Genomic DNA, 17,236 nt, shown 5'->3' on the forward strand with positions numbered 1-17,236 from the left:
CCTGGCGCCCCGGTGGCCCGGTGGCCCGCCGGCCGTCGCGGCGGCCGCCGGCGCCAGCCAACCACCCGCGACGCGCCCGCCCAAATCGGGGTTACCACCAATAGGAACAGATGTTCTATTCTTGTGCGGGCGGAACGAGGAGGTCGCATGCGCTGGGACAATCTGCACCGGGACGGACCGGACGCGAGCGGCACGGCCGCCCTCTTCGGCCCGGACGTGGTCACGCGTACGGTCGACACCCCGGAGTTCGCGGGCATCACCTTCCACGAGGTGCGGGCCCGTTCGATCATCAACCGGGTGCCGGGCGCCTCCCGGATGCCGTTCGAATGGACCGTCAACCCCTACCGCGGCTGCTCCCACGCCTGCGTGTACTGCTTCGCCCGCCGCAGCCACGGCTACCTGGACCTGGACACCGGGATCGGCTTCGACACCCAGATCGTGGTGAAGACCAACGCCGACCGGCTGCTGCGCCGGGAGCTGTCCTCCCCCCGCTGGCCGGGCCACCACATAGCCATGGGCACCAACGTCGACTGCTACCAGCGCGCCGAGGGCCGCTACCGGCTGATGCCCGGCATCCTGACCGCCCTGCGCGACCACGCCAACCCGTTCTCCATCCTCACCAAGGGGACCCTGATCCTGCGCGACCTGGACCTGCTGCGCTCGGCCGGTGCGGTGGCGGACGTGGGCGTCTCGGTGTCGGTGGCCTTCCTGGACGAGGAGCTGTGGCGCACGGTGGAACCCGGCACCCCGGCCCCCGAGCGGCGCCTGGACGTGGTGCGCGCCCTCACCGACCACGGCATCGGCTGCAGCGTGCTGATGGCCCCGGTCATCCCGTTCCTCTCCGACGGCCCCGCTCAGCTCCGCGCGACGGTGCGGGCGATCGCGGCGGCGGGCGCGACCTCCGTCACGCCGCTGGCCCTGCACCTGCGGCCGGGCGCACGCGAGTGGTTCACCGCCTGGCTGGCCCGGCACCACCCGGGCCTGGTGGGGCACTACGAGCGGCTGTACGCCGACGGCGCCTACGCACCGAGGTGGTACCAGCGCCGAATCACCCGGCAGGTGCACGAGCTGGCGGAGGAGTACGGCATCGGGCCGTCCCGGCCGGGGGCGCACCGGGGCGTCGGCGCACCGCGGTGCGCCCCCGAGCCCGAAGCGGGCCCGACCCAGCTCACCCTGCTGTGAGGTCCGCCCCGCGCAGCCCGCGCGAGTAGCGCACCTCGGCCACGGGCGTCCCTCCCGCGTCGAAGAGGGACCTCACCCCGTCCGGGGCGAAGCCCGCCGCCTCGTAGAAGCGGCGGGCCCGCGCGTTGCCCTCCACCACCCACAGCCGGAGCCGGCGCATCCGGCGCGCCTCCGCCCGCCGCACCACATCCGCCAGCAGCGCGCGCCCGAGGCCCGAGCCGATGCGCTCCGGTTCGACGTACAGGGCGTACAGCTCGCCGTCGCGGCAGCCCTCGCCGTCCCCGCCGTCTCCGCAGACGCCGCCGCAGACGCCGCCACCGCCGCTGCCGTCCCCCCGGCACGGCCCGAGGGCCGCCCAGCCGGTGACGCGGCCGCCGCCGTCCACCGCGACCAGGTCGGTGACCGTCTCGCGCGTCGCGGCGAAGTCCGCCCGGCGCCGGGCGGCGTACGCGGCTGCGTCCATCCCCTCCAGGTACTCACGGGGCATCAGACGGCGGTACGCGTACCGCCAGCCCCGCACCCGCAGGGCCGCCACCGCCTCCAGATCCGCCTCGGCCGCCTCCCGTACGCACACGGGCTCCCCTCCGCTCACCGGCACTCCCTCGTTTCCCGTTCCACTGCCCCGTTCGGACGCCTCCACCGGGGTGCGAGGAGTCGGTGCAACCCTCCCCCTGCGTTAGAGTAAAGCCGCTCGCCGACATGGTCGGCCTGCTTCCACGCCACCTCCGGGGCCACCGCTCCGTCGTCGTCCGGAGCCTCGGGGGTGGCCCGCCCCCAACCACACCGCAGACACCGCAAAGACCCGCGGTCCGCCGCCACCGCACGGCGGTCCCGCCGGGGGAAAGGCATCAGGGATGGCCGTCTTCAAGCTGCAACTCACGGATGGCCGGGAGAGACTGGTCGAGGCCGGGCGCGCCGGGCGCACCGCCGACGGCCAGATCGTCATCGAGGACACCGACGCCCTGGGCGTGTGGGACTGCCTGGAGGAGTATCCGGCCGAACGAGTCAGGGCGGTGTGGCGGCGCGGCCCCGCCGAGAGCGGCATCTACACCTGGATTCCGCAGCCCTCCGAGGGAAGCTGGTGGAGCTACTGACGGTCTCCCCGGCCCGCGCTCCGGCCCGGGCCGCGGGGCCGGGCGGCGCCGGGTGCCCGGCACACCGCACGCTCCCCCACCTCTGCCTTCGAAGCGCCATCTCCTAAACCTCCTGTGGCGCACTTCACAAGGCGTGACGCGGAAACGGCCTGCGTTTCGCAGCCCGAAAGCCATGTCATCCCTTACGTCACGGAAGGGTTCCACCGCCCCGGAAAGGCCCCACCGGGGCTCGGCGGGGAGCAGCGGGGAGCGATCCCTCACATCCGATGCGGCCTGGCACCGGACCCGCCGCCGTCAGAGCCTGCGCAGCGCCCCGTCGGCCGCCGCGCGCAGCTCCTCGCGCTCCCGGGCGGCCAGCAGCACCAGCCTGGCCCGCGGGTCGCCCAGCGCTCCGAGCCCCTCCACGCAGGCGCGGGCCACCTGCCAGTGGTGGACGGGGCCGGCCAGCAGCCGGTCCAGGACGCGGATCAGGGTCGGCGCGGACTGCGGCGCACGCAGGGCGGCCAGCAGCCGCACGGGGTGTAACGCGTAGGAGGTGCGCAGCTCGTTGGTCGCCAGCGCCGCCGCGGCGCGGGCGGTGCGCGGGTCGCCCAGGCGCAGCAGGGCGCGGGCAGCCGCGGCGCAACGGGCCGGGTCGCGGTGGTTGAGCAGGAACACCAGCGTCTCGAAGGCCCGGGAGTCCCCGGCCCGGCCCAGGGTGCAGGCGGCCAGCTCCCGGGCCCACAGGGGCCGGGCGGGGGCGGTGAGTTCGGCCGCCAGCGCGTCACGGGCGGCGGCCGTGTCCCGCCGGGCCAGGGCGAGCAGCCGCCCGTACTCCTCCGGATCCGCCTCGGCCCGCAGCCGGTCCACCATTTCGCGGTCCACCGTGCCCGCCCTGCCCACCGGCACGTCACCTCCCTGTGGTATGTGCCACATTCCTGGAAGCGGTCTACCCTCTGGCATTCGGGTTACCCGCAAGTTAGCCTGCTCATCGGAGCGGTACCCCCGCTCAGTCGGACGGCCTGGTGACGCGGCCGTCCGGTGCGCAGTCGGTTCAGCACGCGTACACGCAGGTCGAGCACGGCCCCGGGACAGGGCCGCTCTCGCTCGTTCCACGCCTGCGTGCGGCGCGGGCCCGGCGCTCCCGTGCGCCCTCGCCCGCCCCTCTCCCCTCCTCCCCCTCAGTCGTCACCGTCTCTTCCTCTTCCCTGGAGTCCCGTGATGGACCGTCCCACCCTCACCACTGTCGCCGTGGTCGGCCTCGGCACCATGGGCACCGGCATAGCCGAGGTCCTGGCCCGCGCCGGCCGCGAGGTCATCGGCATCGACACCGACGAGAACGCCGCCCGCCGGGCAGTCGCCGCGCTGGAGGCGTCCACCGCCCGCGCCGTGGAGCGCGAGCGGATCACCGAGCAGGAGCGGCGCGACGCCCTCGCCCGCTTCCGCACCTTCTGCGACCTCCAGGCCGCGGCCGAGGCCGACCTGGTCATCGAGGTGGTGCCGGAGGACTACGGGCTCAAGCAGCGCGTCATCACCGAGCTGGACGGCATCGTCAAGCCCGCGGCCGTCATCGCCACCGGCACCAACGCCCTGTCGGTCACCCGGCTCGCGGCCGACTCCGCGCACCCCGAGCGCGTGCTGGGGATGCACTTCTTCAACCCCGCGCCCGCGATGAGGCTGGTGGAGATCGTCTCCTGCGTGCTCACCTCCCCCGAGGCGGTCGCCGCGGTCACCGATCTCGCCGTCGACCTGGGCAAGGAGCCGATCCCGGTCGGCGACCGGCCCGGCTTCGTCGCCGACGGGCTGCTGTTCGGCTACCTCAACCAGGCCGCGGCGATGTACGAGTCGAAGTACGCCACCCGCGAGGACATCGACGCCGCGATGCGCCTGGGCTGCGGTCTGCCGATGGGCCCGCTGGCCCTGCTGGACCTGATCGGCGTCGACACCGCGCGCACCGTGCTGGAGGCGATGTACGCCGAGTCCCGCGACCGGCTGCACGCCCCCGCCCCGATCCTGGGCCAGCTCAGCGCCGCCGGTCTGACGGGCCGCAAGGCCGGGCGCGGCTTCTACACCTACGAGGCGCCGGGTTCGGCGACGGTGGTGCCGGACGCGCTCACCCCGCGCGAGGGCGAGCTGCGGGGCACCCCGCGCCAGGTGCGCTCCGTCGGCGTGGCGGGCTCGGGGACCATGGCCAGCGGCATCGCCGAGGTGTTCGCCAAGGCCGGCTACGACGTGGTGCTGGTCGCGCGCAGCGACGAGAAGGCCCGGACGGCCAGGGACCGGATCGCCTCCTCGCTGGAGCGGTCGGTGAAGAAGGGCCGGATGAGCGCCGAGGCCCGCGACGAGACGCTCGCCAGGATCACCCCGGCCGGCTCGCTGTCCGCGCTGGCGGAGGTGGACCTGGCGGTCGAGGCGGTGGCCGAGGACCTGGAGGTCAAGAAGGGCCTGTTCGCGACGTTGGACGAGGTGTGCAAGCCGGGCGCGGTGCTGGCCACCACCACCTCCTCGCTGCCGGTGGTCGCCTGCGCCCGCGCGACCTCGCGCCCGCAGGACGTGATCGGCATGCACTTCTTCAACCCCGCGCCCGCGATGAAGCTGGTGGAGGTGGTGAGCACCGTCCTGACCGGCGACGACGTCCACGCCACCGTGCGCGAGGTGTGCGCGAGGATCCGCAAGCACCCGGTGGACTGCGGCGACCGGGCGGGCTTCATCGTCAACGCGCTGCTGTTCCCGTACCTGAACAACGCGATCAAGATGGTGCAGGAGCACTACGCCGACATGGACGCCGTCGACGCGGCCATGAAGCTCGGCGGCGGCTACCCGATGGGCCCGTTCGAGCTGCTGGACGTGGTCGGCCTGGACGTCTCCCTGGCGATCGAGAAGGTGCTGCACGAGGAGTTCCGCGAGCCGGGCCTGGCCCCGGCCCCGCTGCTGGAGCACCTGGTCGCGGCGGGCTGCCTGGGCCGCAAGAGCGGACGCGGCTTCCGCGAGTACGCGAGGCGGTGAGCCCGGCGAACCCGGCGTTCCCGCCCCGGGCGGACTCCGGGTGGGGCGGGCTGCTGGACCCCGGCGGCCCGCCCGCCGGCGGCGGTGCGCCGTGTAACGTTCCACACATGTCGCAGTCCGTACGGTCCGCCCGCCCCAACGTGCCCAGCCAGCGCCTGAAGATGCGCCGTGAGCTGGCCGCCGCCGCGATGGAGCTCTTCGCCACCAAGGGCTACGAGGAGACGACGGTCGACGAGATCGCGGCCGCGGCCGGGGTGGCCCGGCGCACCTTCTTCCGGCACTTCCGCTCCAAGGAAGAGGCGATCTTCCCGGATCACGACGACACCCTGGAGCGCGCCAAGGCGGTGCTGGACGCGGCGCCCGCGCACGAGAACCCGCTTGACACCGTGTGCCGCGGCATCAAGGAGGTCATGAGGATGTACGCGGCCTCCCCGGCGGTGTCGGTGGAGCGCTACCGGCTCACGCGCGAGGTGCCCACGCTGCGGGAGCGGGAGATCGCGTCAGTGGCCCGCTACGAGAGGTTGTTCACCCGGTATCTGCTGGGCCACTTCGACGAGTCCGCCGTGGCCCACCGGGACGGTGACGAGGACGGCCTCGACGAGCCGCTGCTGGCCGAGGTGGCGGCGTCGGCGGTGGTCACCGCGCACAACCACGTGCTGCGGCGCTGGCTGCGCGCGGGCGGCCAGGGCGATGTGGAGGCCCAGCTGGACCGGGCCTTCGCCACCGTGCGGCGGACCTTCGGCACCGGTTTCGTCGCCAGCCGGGCGGCGGCCGACCTGCCGGCCGGGGCGGGCGGAGCGAACGGGACGGACGGAGCGGCCGGCCGCAGGGGCGAGGTGCTGGTGACGGTGGCGCGCACCGACGCCCCGCTGGACCAGGTGATGCGCACGATCGAGGAAGCCCTGCGGCAGAGCTGAGCACCGCGGCGGGCACACGGCGGGCGCACGGAGAACGAACCGGAAACCACACAAACGAACAGAAGGAAACGGCCGTCTCCCGGAAGGGGGCGGCCGTTTCCGTTCCCGCTCGCCGCGCACCCGCTCATGCGTGCACACCTGGTGACAACTGAGAGAAATTCTTGGCACGCAGTGTCTTGTGCGCTGGCACGCAGTGCCATAACGTGAGCGGTGTCCGGGCACTGTCCCCGCGGTCACTGCCGTGCGTCCGGACGCCTGCGTCACAGGCACCTTCAGCGCTACCGCGCCGAGCCGCAGCACCACCGCCGAACCGACGGCACCAGCAGCTCACACAAGACCGAAGAAGACCCCAGCGACCCCTCAAGCGTCCCCGAACGCTCGCCGGAGGCCACAGTGAAGGAAATCCTGGACGCGATCCTCGCGTCGGACAGCAAGCCCGCCGACTTCGCCAACCTGGCGCTGCCCGAGTCCTACCGCGCGGTGACCGTGCACAAGGACGAGGCCGACATGTTCGACGGGATGCCCACCCGGGAGAAGGACCCGCGCAAGTCCCTGCACCTGGACGAGGTGCCCCTGCCGGAGCTGGGCCCCGGCGAAGCCCTGGTGGCGGTCATGGCCTCCTCGGTGAACTACAACTCGGTGTGGACCTCGATCTTCGAGCCGGTCTCCACCTTCGGCTTCCTGGAGCGCTACGGGCGCACCTCCGAGCTGGCCAGGCGCCACGACCTGCCGTACCACATCATCGGCTCCGACCTGGCGGGCGTGGTGCTGCGCACCGGCCCCGGCGTCAACGCCTGGCAGCCCGGCGACGAGGTCGTCGCCCACTGCCTGTCGGTGGAGCTGGAGAACGCCGACGGCCACAACGACACCATGCTCGACCCCGAGCAGCGCATCTGGGGCTTCGAGACCAACTTCGGCGGCCTGGCCGAGATCGCGCTGGTGAAGTCCAACCAGCTCATGCCCAAGCCCGCCCACCTGTCCTGGGAGGAGGCCGCCGCTCCCGGCCTGGTGAACTCCACCGCCTACCGCCAGCTGGTCTCCCGCAACGGCGCCGGCATGAAGCAGGGCGACAACGTCCTGATCTGGGGCGCCTCCGGCGGCCTGGGCTCCTACGCCACCCAGATGGCCCTGGCCGGCGGCGCCAACCCCATCTGCGTGGTCTCCTCCCCGCAGAAGGCCGACATCTGCCGCTCCATGGGCGCCGAGGCGATCATCGACCGCAACGCCGAGGGCTACCGGTTCTGGAAGGACGAGAACACCCAGGACCCGCGCGAGTGGAAGCGCTTCGGCAAGCGCATCCGCGAGCTGACCGGCGGCGAGGACGTGGACATCGTCTTCGAGCACCCCGGGCGCGAGACCTTCGGCGCGTCCGTCTACGTCACCCGCAAGGGCGGCACCATCACCACCTGCGCCTCCACCTCCGGCTACATGCACAGCTACGACAACCGCTACCTGTGGATGTCGCTCAAGCGCATCATCGGCTCCCACTTCGCCAACTACCGCGAGGCGTGGGAGGCCAACCGCCTGATCGCCAAGGGGAAGATCCACCCCACGCTGTCGAAGACGTACTCCCTCCAGGAGACCGGCCAGGCCGCCCACGACGTGCACCGCAACGCCCACCAGGGCAAGGTCGGCGTGCTGTGCCTGGCCCCGCGCGAGGGCATGGGCGTGCGCGACGCGGAGATGCGGGCCAAGCACATCGACGCCATCAACCGCTTCCGGAACGTGTAGAGGGCACCCCCATGGCTGAGCGCCAGAAAGACCGTCCGTGGCTGATGCGGACGTACGCCGGGCACTCCACGGCCGAGGCGTCCAACGAGCTGTACCGGCGCAACCTCGCCAAGGGGCAGACCGGCCTGTCGGTCGCCTTCGACCTGCCCACCCAGACCGGCTACGACCCCGACCACGTCCTCGCCCGCGGCGAGGTCGGCCGGGTCGGGGTCCCGGTCTGCCACCTCGGTGACATGCGCCGGCTGTTCCAGGACATCCCCCTGGAGCGGATGAACACCTCGATGACCATCAACGCCACCGCCATGTGGCTGCTGGCGCTGTACCAGGTGGTCGCCGAGGAGCAGGGCGCGGACATCTCCGGGCTGTCGGGGACGACGCAGAACGACATCGTCAAGGAGTACCTCTCGCGCGGGACGCACGTCTTCCCGCCGGGCCCCTCCCTGCGTCTGACCACCGACACGGTCGCCTACACCGTGGCGCACATGCCCAAGTGGAACCCGATCAACATCTGCAGCTACCACCTGCAGGAGGCCGGGGCCACACCGGTGCAGGAGATCGCCTACGCGATGTCCACCGCCATCGCGGTGCTGGACGCGGTGCGCGACTCCGGGCAGGTCCCCGCCGAGCGGATGGGCGACGTCGTCGGGCGCATCTCCTTCTTCGTCAACGCGGGCGTGCGCTTCGTCGAGGAGATGTGCAAGATGCGGGCCTTCACCCGCATCTGGGACAAGATCACCCGCGAGCGGTACGGGATCGAGGACCCCAGGCACCGCCGCTTCCGCTACGGCGTCCAGGTCAACTCCCTGGGGCTGACCGAGGCGCAGCCGGAGAACAACGTCCAGCGCATCGTGCTGGAGATGCTGGCGGTCACCCTCTCCAAGGACGCCCGCGCCCGCGCCGTGCAGCTGCCCGCCTGGAACGAGGCGCTCGGCCTGCCCAGGCCCTGGGACCAGCAGTGGTCGCTGCGCATCCAGCAGGTCCTCGCCCACGAGAGCGACCTGCTGGAGTACGACGACCTGTTCGCCGGATCGCACGTGGTCGAGGCCAGGACCGCCGAACTGGCCGAGGGCGCCCTCGCCGAGATCGACCGCATCCAGGAGATGGGCGGCGCGATGGCGGCGGTGGAGTCCGGCTACCTCAAGGCGCAGTTGGTCGCCTCGCACGCCGAGCGCCGGGCCCGCATCGAGTCCGGCCAGGAGAAGATCGTCGGGGTCAACTGCTTCGAGTCCACCGAGCCCAACCCGCTCACCGCCGACCTGGACACGGCCATCATGACCGTGGACCCGGCGGTGGAGCGGAACGTCGTCACCGCCCTCCAGCGGTGGCGCGACGAGCGGGACGAGGCCCGCGCCCACCGGGCTCTCGCGGAGCTCAAGCGGGCCGCGGCGGGCAAGGACAACCTGATGCCGGCCACCCTCGAGTGCGCCCGGGCCGGGGTGACCACCGGTGAGTGGGCCTGGGCCCTGCGCGATGTCTTCGGCGAGTACCGGGCCCCCACCGGCGTGAGCTCCGCGCCGCTGGCGACCCCCGCCGAGGAGGGCTCGCGGCTGGCCGAGGTGCGCCGGAAGGTGGCGGCCACCGCCGCCGAGCTGGGCTGCGGCAAGCTGCGCCTGCTGGTGGGCAAGCCCGGTCTGGACGGGCACAGCAACGGGGCCGAGCAGATCGCCGTACGGGCCCGCGACGCGGGCTTCGAGGTGGTCTACCAGGGCATCCGGCTGACCCCCGAGCAGATCGTCTCGGCGGCCGTCGCCGAGGACGTGCACTGCGTGGGGCTGTCGATCCTCTCCGGCTCGCACGCCGAGCTGGTGCCCGACGTGCTGGACCGGCTGCACCGGGCCGGCGTCGACGACGTCCCCGTCATCGTCGGCGGCATCATCCCGCGCGCGGACGCCGACGCACTGCGCGCCGCCGGGGTGGCGGCGGTCTTCACCCCGAAGGACTTCGGCATCACGGAGATCATCGGCCGTATCGTCGACGAGATCCGCGCCGCGAACAAGCTCGACCCCCTGGAGGTCCCCGCATGACCACGCCCGTCAACCGGCTGCGTCCCCGCCGCTCCTGCCTCGCGGTGCCGGGCAGCAACCCCCGCTTCCTGGAGAAGGCCCAGGGGCTGGCCGCCGACCAGGTCTTCCTGGACCTGGAGGACGCCTGCGCCCCGCTGGCCAAGCCCGAGGCCCGGCACACCATCGTGAAGTTCCTCAACGAGGGCGACTGGACGGGCAAGACCCGGGTGGTGCGCGTCAACGACTGGACCACCCACTGGACGTACCGCGACGTGATCACGGTCGTCGAGGGCGCAGGTCCCAACCTGGACTGCATCATGCTGCCGAAGGTGCAGGACGCCGCCCAGGTCAGGGCGCTGGACATGCTGCTGACGCAGATCGAGACCACCATGGGCTTCGAGGTCGGCCGCATCGGCATCGAGGCGCAGATCGAGAACGCCAAGGGCCTGGTGAACGTCGACGAGATCGCCGCCGCCTCGCCCCGGCTGGAGACCATCATCTTCGGCCCGGCCGACTTCATGGCCTCCATCAACATGAAGTCCCTGGTCGTGGGCGAGCAGCCGCCCGGCTACCCGGCCGACGCCTACCACTACATCCTGATGCGGATCCTGATGGCCGCCCGCACCCACAACCTGCAGGCCATCGACGGCCCCTACCTGCAGATCAAGAACGTGGACGGCTTCCGGGCCGTGGCCGAGCGCGCCGCCGCCCTCGGCTTCGACGGCAAGTGGGTGCTGCACCCCGGCCAGGTCGAGGCGGCCAACGAGGTCTTCTCACCCTCCCAGGAGGACTACGACCACGCGGAGCTGATCCTGGACGCCTACGAGTACTTCACCTCCGAGGCGGGCGGCAAGAAGGGCTCGGCGATGCTCGGCGACGAGATGATCGACGAGGCCAGCCGCAAGATGGCCCTGGTCATCGCGGGCAAGGGCCGGGCCGCCGGCATGGAGCGGACCTCGAAGTTCGAGCCGCCGGCCGCCTGAGCCCCACCACCGCGGGCCGCTCCCGGCTCCCCGCCCCCTCCTTCCGCCCCCTTCCACGGGGCGGAGGGGGAGGCCGGGAGGGGGGCGGCCCGGTCCGGTACCCGTTCGCCCACCACACCACGGAGAGTCACACCATGCAGTTCGGCCGCACCTACGAGGAGTTCGAGGTCGGGGACGTCTACCGGCACTGGCCCGGCAAGACGGTCACGGAGTACGACGACCACCTGTTCTGCCTGCTGACCATGAACCACCACCCGCTCCACATGGACACCAACTACGCCGAGAAGACGACGGACTTCGGCAGGAACGTGGTGGTCGGCAACTACATCTACTCGCTGCTGCTGGGCATGTCCGTGCCGGACGTCTCCGGCAAGGCGATCGCCAACCTGGAGATCGAGTCGCTGCGGCACGTGGCGCCCACCTTCCACGGCGACACCATCTACGGCGAGACCACCGTCCTGGACAAGACGCCCTCGCGCTCGAAGTCCGACCGCGGCATCGTCCACGTCGAGACCAAGGGCTACAAGCAGGACGGCACCCTGGTGTGCGTCTTCCGCCGCAAGGTGATGGTGCCCACCGCCGAGTACACCGAGGCGCGCGGAGGTGAGCAGCCCGGCCGCCCCGAGCTGCGCACGGACGGGCGGGACTCCGGAAAGGGAGGCAAGTGACATGGGGCGCCTGGCGCAGACCGAGGGCCTGACGGACATCCAGCGGGAGATCGTCTCCACCGTCCGCGACTTCGTCGACAAGGAGATCATCCCGGTCGCCACCGAGCTGGAGCACCGGGACGAGTACCCGACCCAGATCGTGGAGGGCCTGAAGGAACTGGGGATCTTCGGTCTGATGATCCCGGAGGAGTACGGCGGTCTGGGGGAGTCGCTGCTCACCTACGCGCTGTGCGTGGAGGAGATCGCCCGCGGCTGGATGAGCGTGTCCGGCATCATCAACACCCACTTCATCGTCGCGTACATGCTCAAGCAGCACGGCACCGACGAGCAGAAGGAGTACTTCCTGCCCAGGATGGCGGCCGGCGAGGTCCGCGGCGCCTTCTCGATGTCCGAGCCGGGCCTGGGCTCGGACGTGTCGGCCATCACCACCAAGGGCGTGCGCGACGGCGACGGGTACGTCCTGACCGGCCAGAAGATGTGGCTGACCAACGGCGGCACCTCCTCGCTGGTGGCGGTGCTGTGCCGCACCGACGAGGGCCACCCGGAGGGGACGGCCCCGCACAAGTCGATGACCACCTTCCTGGTCGAGAAGGAGCCGGGCTTCGGCGAGGTCAAGCCGGGTCTGACGATCCCCGGCAAGATCGACAAGATGGGCTACAAGGGCGTCGACACCACCGAGCTGATCCTGGACGGCCTGCGCGTCCCGGAGAACCGGGTCCTGGGGGGCAGGACCGGCCGCGGCTTCTACCAGATGATGGACGGCGTCGAGGTCGGCCGGGTCAACGTGGCCGCGCGCGGCTGCGGCGTGGCCCAGCGCGCCTTCGAGCTGGGCGTCTCCTACGCCCAGCAGCGGCACACCTTCGGCAAGCCGATCGCCCAGCACCAGGCAATTCAGTTCAAGTTGGCCGAAATGGCCACCAAGGTGGAGGCGGCGCACGCCCTGATGGTCGGCGCCGCACGGAAGAAGGACTCCGGGCAGCGCAACGACCTGGAGGCGGGGATGGCCAAATACCTCGCCTCGGAGTACTGCAAGGAGGTCGTGGAGGACGCGTTCCGCATCCACGGCGGTTACGGTTTCTCCAAGGAGTACGAGATCGAACGGCTGTACCGTGAGGCCCCGATGCTCCTGATCGGCGAGGGCACCGCCGAGATCCAGAAGATGATCGTGGGACGCCGACTCCTGGAGGAGTACAAGATCCAGGGGTAGAATGCCTTATTCGGGGTGTTTTCCCTCCAAAGGGACGACACCCCGAACCAAGGCCTTCCGGGTAGCCCACGGTCCCGACAGGTGCTCTGGCTTGCCCAGTTGCCACCGGTAACCGATAGCATCCCGGGAAAGCCGCCGTCCCCCGTGTTTACGCGGCACCCTCCGCTACGAAGGTCATCCATGCCCCACAGCCCATCCTCTGCACAACGCGGCCGTATCCGTCTCGCGCGCGGAGCATCGCCGTGGCTCCTCCCGACCGTCGCCACCGCAGCCCTCAGCCTGGCCCGCGCCAGGCGCTCGAGAGGCGCAGCGGTGGCGGCAGTGCCCGCCACCGCCCTGGCGGCGGGCATGCTGTGGTTCTTCCGCGACCCCGAGCGAGAGATCGCCCAGGGCCGTGTCATCTCCCCGGCCGACGGCGTGGTGCAGAGCATCATGCCGTGGAAGGACGGGCGCACCCGCGTCGCGATCTTCATGAGCCCGCTGAACGTCCACGTCAACCGCGCCCCGCTGGCGGGCACGGTGACGTCCGTCGAGCACGTGCCCGGCGGCTTCGTTCCGGCGTTCAACAAGGAGAGCGAGAACAACGAGCGGGTCGTCTGGCACTTCGACACCGAGCTGGGCGACATCGAGATGGTCCAGATCGCCGGCGCCGTGGCCCGGCGGATCGTGCCGTACGTCGAGCAGGGCGCCAAGGTCGAGCAGGGTGAGCGGATCGGCCTGATCCGCTTCGGCTCCCGCGTCGACCTCTACCTCCCGGAGGGCGTCGAGGTCGCCGTCGAGGTCGGCCAGCCCACGACCGCGGGGGTGACTCGCCTTGACCGTGACTGACCCCAAGACCCAGTGGGTCCCCGAGGCCGGTCCGGAGGACGACGGCGACGAGATGGGCGACATGCCGCTGTCCATGCGGCTGTCGATAGCCGACGCGCTCACCCTGGGCAACGCCACCTGCGGCTTCCTTGCGGTGTACTTCACCACCACCGGTGTCCTGATCCCGCATCTGACGGGCAACGGAGACGGCGGCATGGCCCGGCACAGCGCCGCGACCGCCGTGATGCTGATGCTGCTGGCCTCGGTCTTCGACCTCTTCGACGGGCTCGTGGCGCGCAAGCTGCGCAGCTCGGCGATGGGCGCGGAGCTGGACAACCTCTCCGACCTGATCAGCTTCGGGCTGGCGCCCGCGTACTTCGTGCTGGTCTGGGGGATGGTGGCCAACGACGCGCACCAGGGCGTCTCGGCGCTCGCCGGGATCGTGGTGCTGCTGGCGGTGGTGCTGCGGCTCGCCAGGTTCTCCTGCGTCACCCTGCCCAACGGGGTCTTCCAGGGCATGCCCAGCCCCTTCGGGGCCCTGACGGTCGTCTCGATCGTCCTGCTGGAGCTGCCGTTCGTCCCGACGCTGCTGGCCATCGTCGGGGTGGCCTGGCTGATGGTGAGCCGGGTGGAGTACCCCAAGCCGCGCGGGCTGCTGGCCGTGGCGATGCTCGGCTGGATCGTGCTGAGCATGGGCCTGCTGACGGCCTGGGCGTTCGACGCCCCGGGCGGTGAGCTGCTGCTGCAGACCGGCTGCGCGCTGCAGCTGGTGCTGGGCGCGGTGATCCCGCTGTTCGCCACCGCGCGCCGGGTCAACACCTTCCGCGACAACCGCCGTGAGGCACGGGCGGCGGCCCAGCCCTAGCCGCCCGCGGCGGAGGCCGGTTCATACCTCGGGCGCCGGACGGATTCCATGGAATCCGTCCGGCGCCCGGTGTTTTCCCGCCTTCTCCTCCTGTTCCGCGCCTTCCCGGCCCGCGCCGGAATACACCAGTGGATTTGCCGGGGGGCACCGTGCGGGCCCCGGCGGGCCGCACGGTGCCCGCACGGCCCGCCGGGGGTACCGAATGGGTACGGGTACGGTGCGGGCGAGCGAGCGGGCAGGCGGGACACGGTGCGGGCGGCCCTTCGCCGTGAGACGCCGCGTGGCCCGGACTCGTCCGAGCCCGGGCCACGCCCGCACCGTCCGCACCGCCCGTGCCCGCCGCCCCCGTCGCGGCGGGCACGGACGCCCGGTCAGCGCGCGGTCACTCCCCGAAGGAGAATGCCTGGGCGTTCTCCGAGGCCTCCGCCTCCCGGTGCACCTTCAGTCCGCCCTCGGTCTTCCCGTCCGGCTTGAGGATGAAGCTCTCCCGCGTCGAGGGCAGTCCTGGGTCGGTGAAGTCGTGCCGGATGCCGAAGCCCCCGTCGTGGTCCTCCATGGACGTCAGCGCCTTGACCACGCCCTCCCGGGTGAGGTCCTTGTCGTCGCACGCCTGCTTCAGCGCCGCGCCGAGGACGGAGGCGGCGCTCCAGCCCGCGGCCACGCCGTTGTCGAGGATGTCGTCGGGGTAGGCCTCGGCGTACTTCCGGGCCAGCCTGGCCGGCTCCGGCTCCTCCGATCCGATCGGCAGGGTCGAGGCGGCCACGTAGTAGTCCTTCTGCAGGACCGGACCGGCCTGGGTCTTCAGCAGCTGCGGCGCGAACGCCGAGTTGTTGCCGATGATCGGCACGTTCAGGCCGGCGGCCGCCGACACGCCGACCAGGGAGGCCGCCTGGCGCGGCCCGGCGCTGATCACGATGGCCTTCACACCGGCCTTCTTGAACGCCGCCACCTGTGCGGACATGTCCTCGTCGGTCGGCTTGATCTTCTGCTCCACCAGGGTCAGTCCGGCCTTCCGGGCCGCGTGCTCGGCGCCCTTCAGGGCGTTCTCGCCGTAGTCGCCCTCGAAGTAGACGTGGCCGATCGTGTCGCCCTCGGCGATCTTCCCCTCCTCCAGCAGGAAGTCGATCGCGTTGACCGTCTCCACGTCGTAGGTGGCGCCGATGACCCTGATGTACTCGCTGCCCAGCAGGTCGGCGGACCAGGCCTGCGGCAGCACCAGCACCTTGTGCTGGCCGTCGATCCGCTCCTTGACCGCGCTGACGAACGGCGAGCCGAGGAACTGCACGAAGCCCACCACCTTGGGCTGCAGCTCGGTGTAGGCGGGGATCGCCTTGCCCGCGTCGTAGCCGTGGTCGCGGACGGTCAGCTCCAGCTTCCGGCCGCAGATCCCGCCGTCGGAGTTGATCTGGTCGATGTAGAGCTGCTGCGCCTGGGTGACGCTCTTGCCCAGGGAGGCGTAGACACCGGTCATGTCGGTGAGGGCGCCGATCCGGATGGTCTCGTCCGTCACGCCCTTGTCGGTGCGCACGCCGTCGGCGCCGGTGCCGGTGCCGCCGGAGTCCCCGCCGCCCGCCTTGGAGCTGCATCCCGTGGCGATGAGGGCGAGGGCGGTCGCGGCGACCACCGCGGCGGCGCGCGCCGTGTGCTTCTTCTGCGTCTTCACAGTCTTCATGCCTCGTCTTTCTGAGTGTGACCGCGGCGGGCGGCGAGCCGCACCAGGCCGCCCGGCAGGAACAGCACGATCGCCACGATCGCGGCGCCGTACAGGTAGCGGGACATCTCGCCCGGTGCGACCCCGCCCGTTCCGGGGGCGGAGACCAGGGGCAGGGCCTCGCTGTAGCGGGTGAGGATCTGGGGCAGCAGGGTGACGAACACCGCCCCGGTGACGGCTCCGGAGACCGAGCCCAGACCGCCGATGACGATCATGGCCAGGTACTCCAGGGCCAGGACGATGCCGAAGTACTCGGGCACGGTCTGCTGGAAGACCAGCGCCAGCAGCACCCCGGCCAGGCCCGCGTACATCGAGGACAGGACGAACACCCCCGCCCGCTGCCGGGCCACCGGCACGCCCATCACCCCGGCCGCGATCCGGTGGTCGCGGATGGCGTTCAGCGCCCGGCCCGGGCGGTCGCGCAGCACCCCGTGCGCGAAGAAGGCGCACACCGCCAGCAGGACCAGCCCGGCGTACCAGAGCTTCTCCATCGACTGGAACGGCACGGCGGCGACCACGGTCTCGGTGTCGTCGAAGGTGAGGCCGAACAGCGACAGCGGCGGGACGGGGCGGCCGTTGTAACCGCCCGTCAGATCGTGGGCGTTGAGCAGCACGTGCTGGCCGATGAAGACCAGTGCCAGGGTGGCGATGCCCAGGTACGCGCCCCGCAGCCGTCCGGCGATCGGGCTGAACAGCCCGCCCGCCAGGCCGGCCAGGGCCACCGCGCCGGTCACCGCCAGCCAGCCGGGCAGGCCCAGGCCGGCCAGCTCCCCGTCGCGTCCGCCGGCCAGCACGCAGTAGCCGTACGCGCCGACGGCGAGGAAGAAGGAGTGGCCCAGGGAGAGCTGGCCGGTGGCGCCGGTCAGCAGGTTCAGCCCGATCGCGCCGATGGCGGCGGCCATGGCCAGCAGTCCGGCCTGGAGCCAGAAGCGGTCGAGGTAGAAGGGCAGGGCGAGCAGCAGCAGGCCCCCCGCGGCCGCGGCGGCCACCGTGTACGCGGTGGCGCGGCGCGGCGGCAGGACACGGGCGCGTGCGCGGCGGCCGTGCCGCCCGCCGGCGCTCTGGCCGGCCACGCCCCCCCCG

Annotated in this window: 15 protein-coding genes; 11 read left to right on the plus strand and 4 right to left on the minus strand. The window is 71.8% G+C overall.

All coding sequences use genetic code 11. The features are described 5' to 3' along the window. The first annotated feature begins 147 nt into the window (after window positions 1–147). Window positions 148–1,182, plus strand: coding sequence for an Rv2578c family radical SAM protein (locus ACLIYP_RS12120; RefSeq protein WP_412713145.1), 1,035 nt, complete (start codon window positions 148–150; stop codon window positions 1,180–1,182). Here the strand turns inward: ACLIYP_RS12120 and ACLIYP_RS12125 are convergent. Then, window positions 1,169–1,774, minus strand: coding sequence for a GNAT family N-acetyltransferase (locus ACLIYP_RS12125; protein ID WP_412713146.1), 606 nt, complete (start codon window positions 1,772–1,774; stop codon window positions 1,169–1,171). The genes ACLIYP_RS12120 and ACLIYP_RS12125 overlap by 14 nt on opposite strands. 262 nt (window positions 1,775–2,036) lie before the next feature. Between ACLIYP_RS12125 and ACLIYP_RS12130 the strand changes: the two genes are divergently transcribed. Further along, a complete protein-coding gene (locus ACLIYP_RS12130; protein WP_412713147.1) occupies window positions 2,037–2,276 on the plus strand; it encodes a hypothetical protein in 240 nt (79 codons plus the stop codon). Window positions 2,277–2,570: 294 nt separating this feature from the next. Here ACLIYP_RS12130 and ACLIYP_RS12135 read toward each other — a convergent pair whose 3' ends face one another. After that, window positions 2,571–3,128: a HEAT repeat domain-containing protein gene (locus ACLIYP_RS12135; protein WP_412713155.1), complete on the minus strand. Its 558-nt coding sequence runs from the start codon at window positions 3,126–3,128 to the stop codon at window positions 2,571–2,573. A 348-nt stretch (window positions 3,129–3,476) separates the two neighbouring features. On the opposite strand from ACLIYP_RS12135, the gene ACLIYP_RS12140 reads away from it, so the two are divergent. From ACLIYP_RS12140 to pssA, 9 genes are all read left to right on the plus strand, one after another. Beyond that, on the plus strand, window positions 3,477–5,261 hold the full coding sequence (locus ACLIYP_RS12140; RefSeq protein WP_412713148.1) for a 3-hydroxyacyl-CoA dehydrogenase family protein: 1,785 nt from the start codon (window positions 3,477–3,479) through the stop codon (window positions 5,259–5,261). 107 nt (window positions 5,262–5,368) lie between these two features. Beyond that, window positions 5,369–6,178 carry a TetR family transcriptional regulator gene (locus ACLIYP_RS12145; protein WP_412713149.1) on the plus strand — a complete coding sequence of 270 codons (810 nt, stop codon included), beginning with the start codon at window positions 5,369–5,371 and terminating at the stop codon, window positions 6,176–6,178. 393 nt (window positions 6,179–6,571) lie between these two features. After that, complete coding sequence (ccrA, locus tag ACLIYP_RS12150) at window positions 6,572–7,909, plus strand: crotonyl-CoA carboxylase/reductase (RefSeq protein ID WP_412713150.1); 1,338 nt, start codon at window positions 6,572–6,574, stop codon at window positions 7,907–7,909. Between the two features lie 11 nt (window positions 7,910–7,920). Continuing rightward, window positions 7,921–9,933 (plus strand): protein meaA, encoded by a 2,013-nt coding sequence (locus ACLIYP_RS12155; protein ID WP_412713151.1) that lies wholly within the window; start codon window positions 7,921–7,923, stop codon window positions 9,931–9,933. Further along, window positions 9,930–10,895 (plus strand): HpcH/HpaI aldolase/citrate lyase family protein, encoded by a 966-nt coding sequence (locus ACLIYP_RS12160; protein ID WP_412713152.1) that lies wholly within the window; start codon window positions 9,930–9,932, stop codon window positions 10,893–10,895. The genes ACLIYP_RS12155 and ACLIYP_RS12160 overlap by 4 nt, the downstream gene beginning before the upstream one ends. Further along, the gene (locus tag ACLIYP_RS12165) at window positions 10,892–11,563 is read left to right on the plus strand and encodes a MaoC family dehydratase (RefSeq protein ID WP_412713156.1); all 672 of its coding nucleotides are present in this window, start codon (window positions 10,892–10,894) and stop codon (window positions 11,561–11,563) included. The genes ACLIYP_RS12160 and ACLIYP_RS12165 overlap by 4 nt, the downstream gene beginning before the upstream one ends. A 1-nt stretch (window position 11,564) precedes the next feature. Further along, on the plus strand, window positions 11,565–12,770 hold the full coding sequence (locus tag ACLIYP_RS12170; protein WP_412713153.1) for an acyl-CoA dehydrogenase family protein: 1,206 nt from the start codon (window positions 11,565–11,567) through the stop codon (window positions 12,768–12,770). Between the two features lie 180 nt (window positions 12,771–12,950). Next, on the plus strand, window positions 12,951–13,598 hold the full coding sequence (locus ACLIYP_RS12175; RefSeq protein WP_279553954.1) for a phosphatidylserine decarboxylase: 648 nt from the start codon (window positions 12,951–12,953) through the stop codon (window positions 13,596–13,598). Next, a complete protein-coding gene (gene pssA / locus ACLIYP_RS12180) occupies window positions 13,585–14,442 on the plus strand; it encodes a CDP-diacylglycerol--serine O-phosphatidyltransferase (RefSeq protein WP_177214024.1) in 858 nt (285 codons plus the stop codon). Before ACLIYP_RS12175 ends, pssA begins: the two co-directional genes overlap by 14 nt. A gap of 382 nt (window positions 14,443–14,824) precedes the next feature. On the opposite strand, the gene ACLIYP_RS12185 is transcribed toward pssA, so the two are convergent. Then, the gene (locus ACLIYP_RS12185; protein ID WP_412713154.1) at window positions 14,825–16,114 is read right to left on the minus strand and encodes an ABC transporter substrate-binding protein; all 1,290 of its coding nucleotides are present in this window, start codon (window positions 16,112–16,114) and stop codon (window positions 14,825–14,827) included. Continuing rightward, window positions 16,111–17,172 (minus strand): branched-chain amino acid ABC transporter permease, encoded by a 1,062-nt coding sequence (locus tag ACLIYP_RS12190; RefSeq protein WP_412713157.1) that lies wholly within the window; start codon window positions 17,170–17,172, stop codon window positions 16,111–16,113. Before ACLIYP_RS12190 ends, ACLIYP_RS12185 begins: the two co-directional genes overlap by 4 nt. Window positions 17,173–17,236: the final 64 nt, after the last annotated feature.

It is taken from the genome of Streptomyces nanhaiensis (assembly GCF_046614825.1).
Classification (GTDB): Bacteria; Actinomycetota; Actinomycetes; order Streptomycetales; family Streptomycetaceae; genus Streptomyces; species Streptomyces radiopugnans.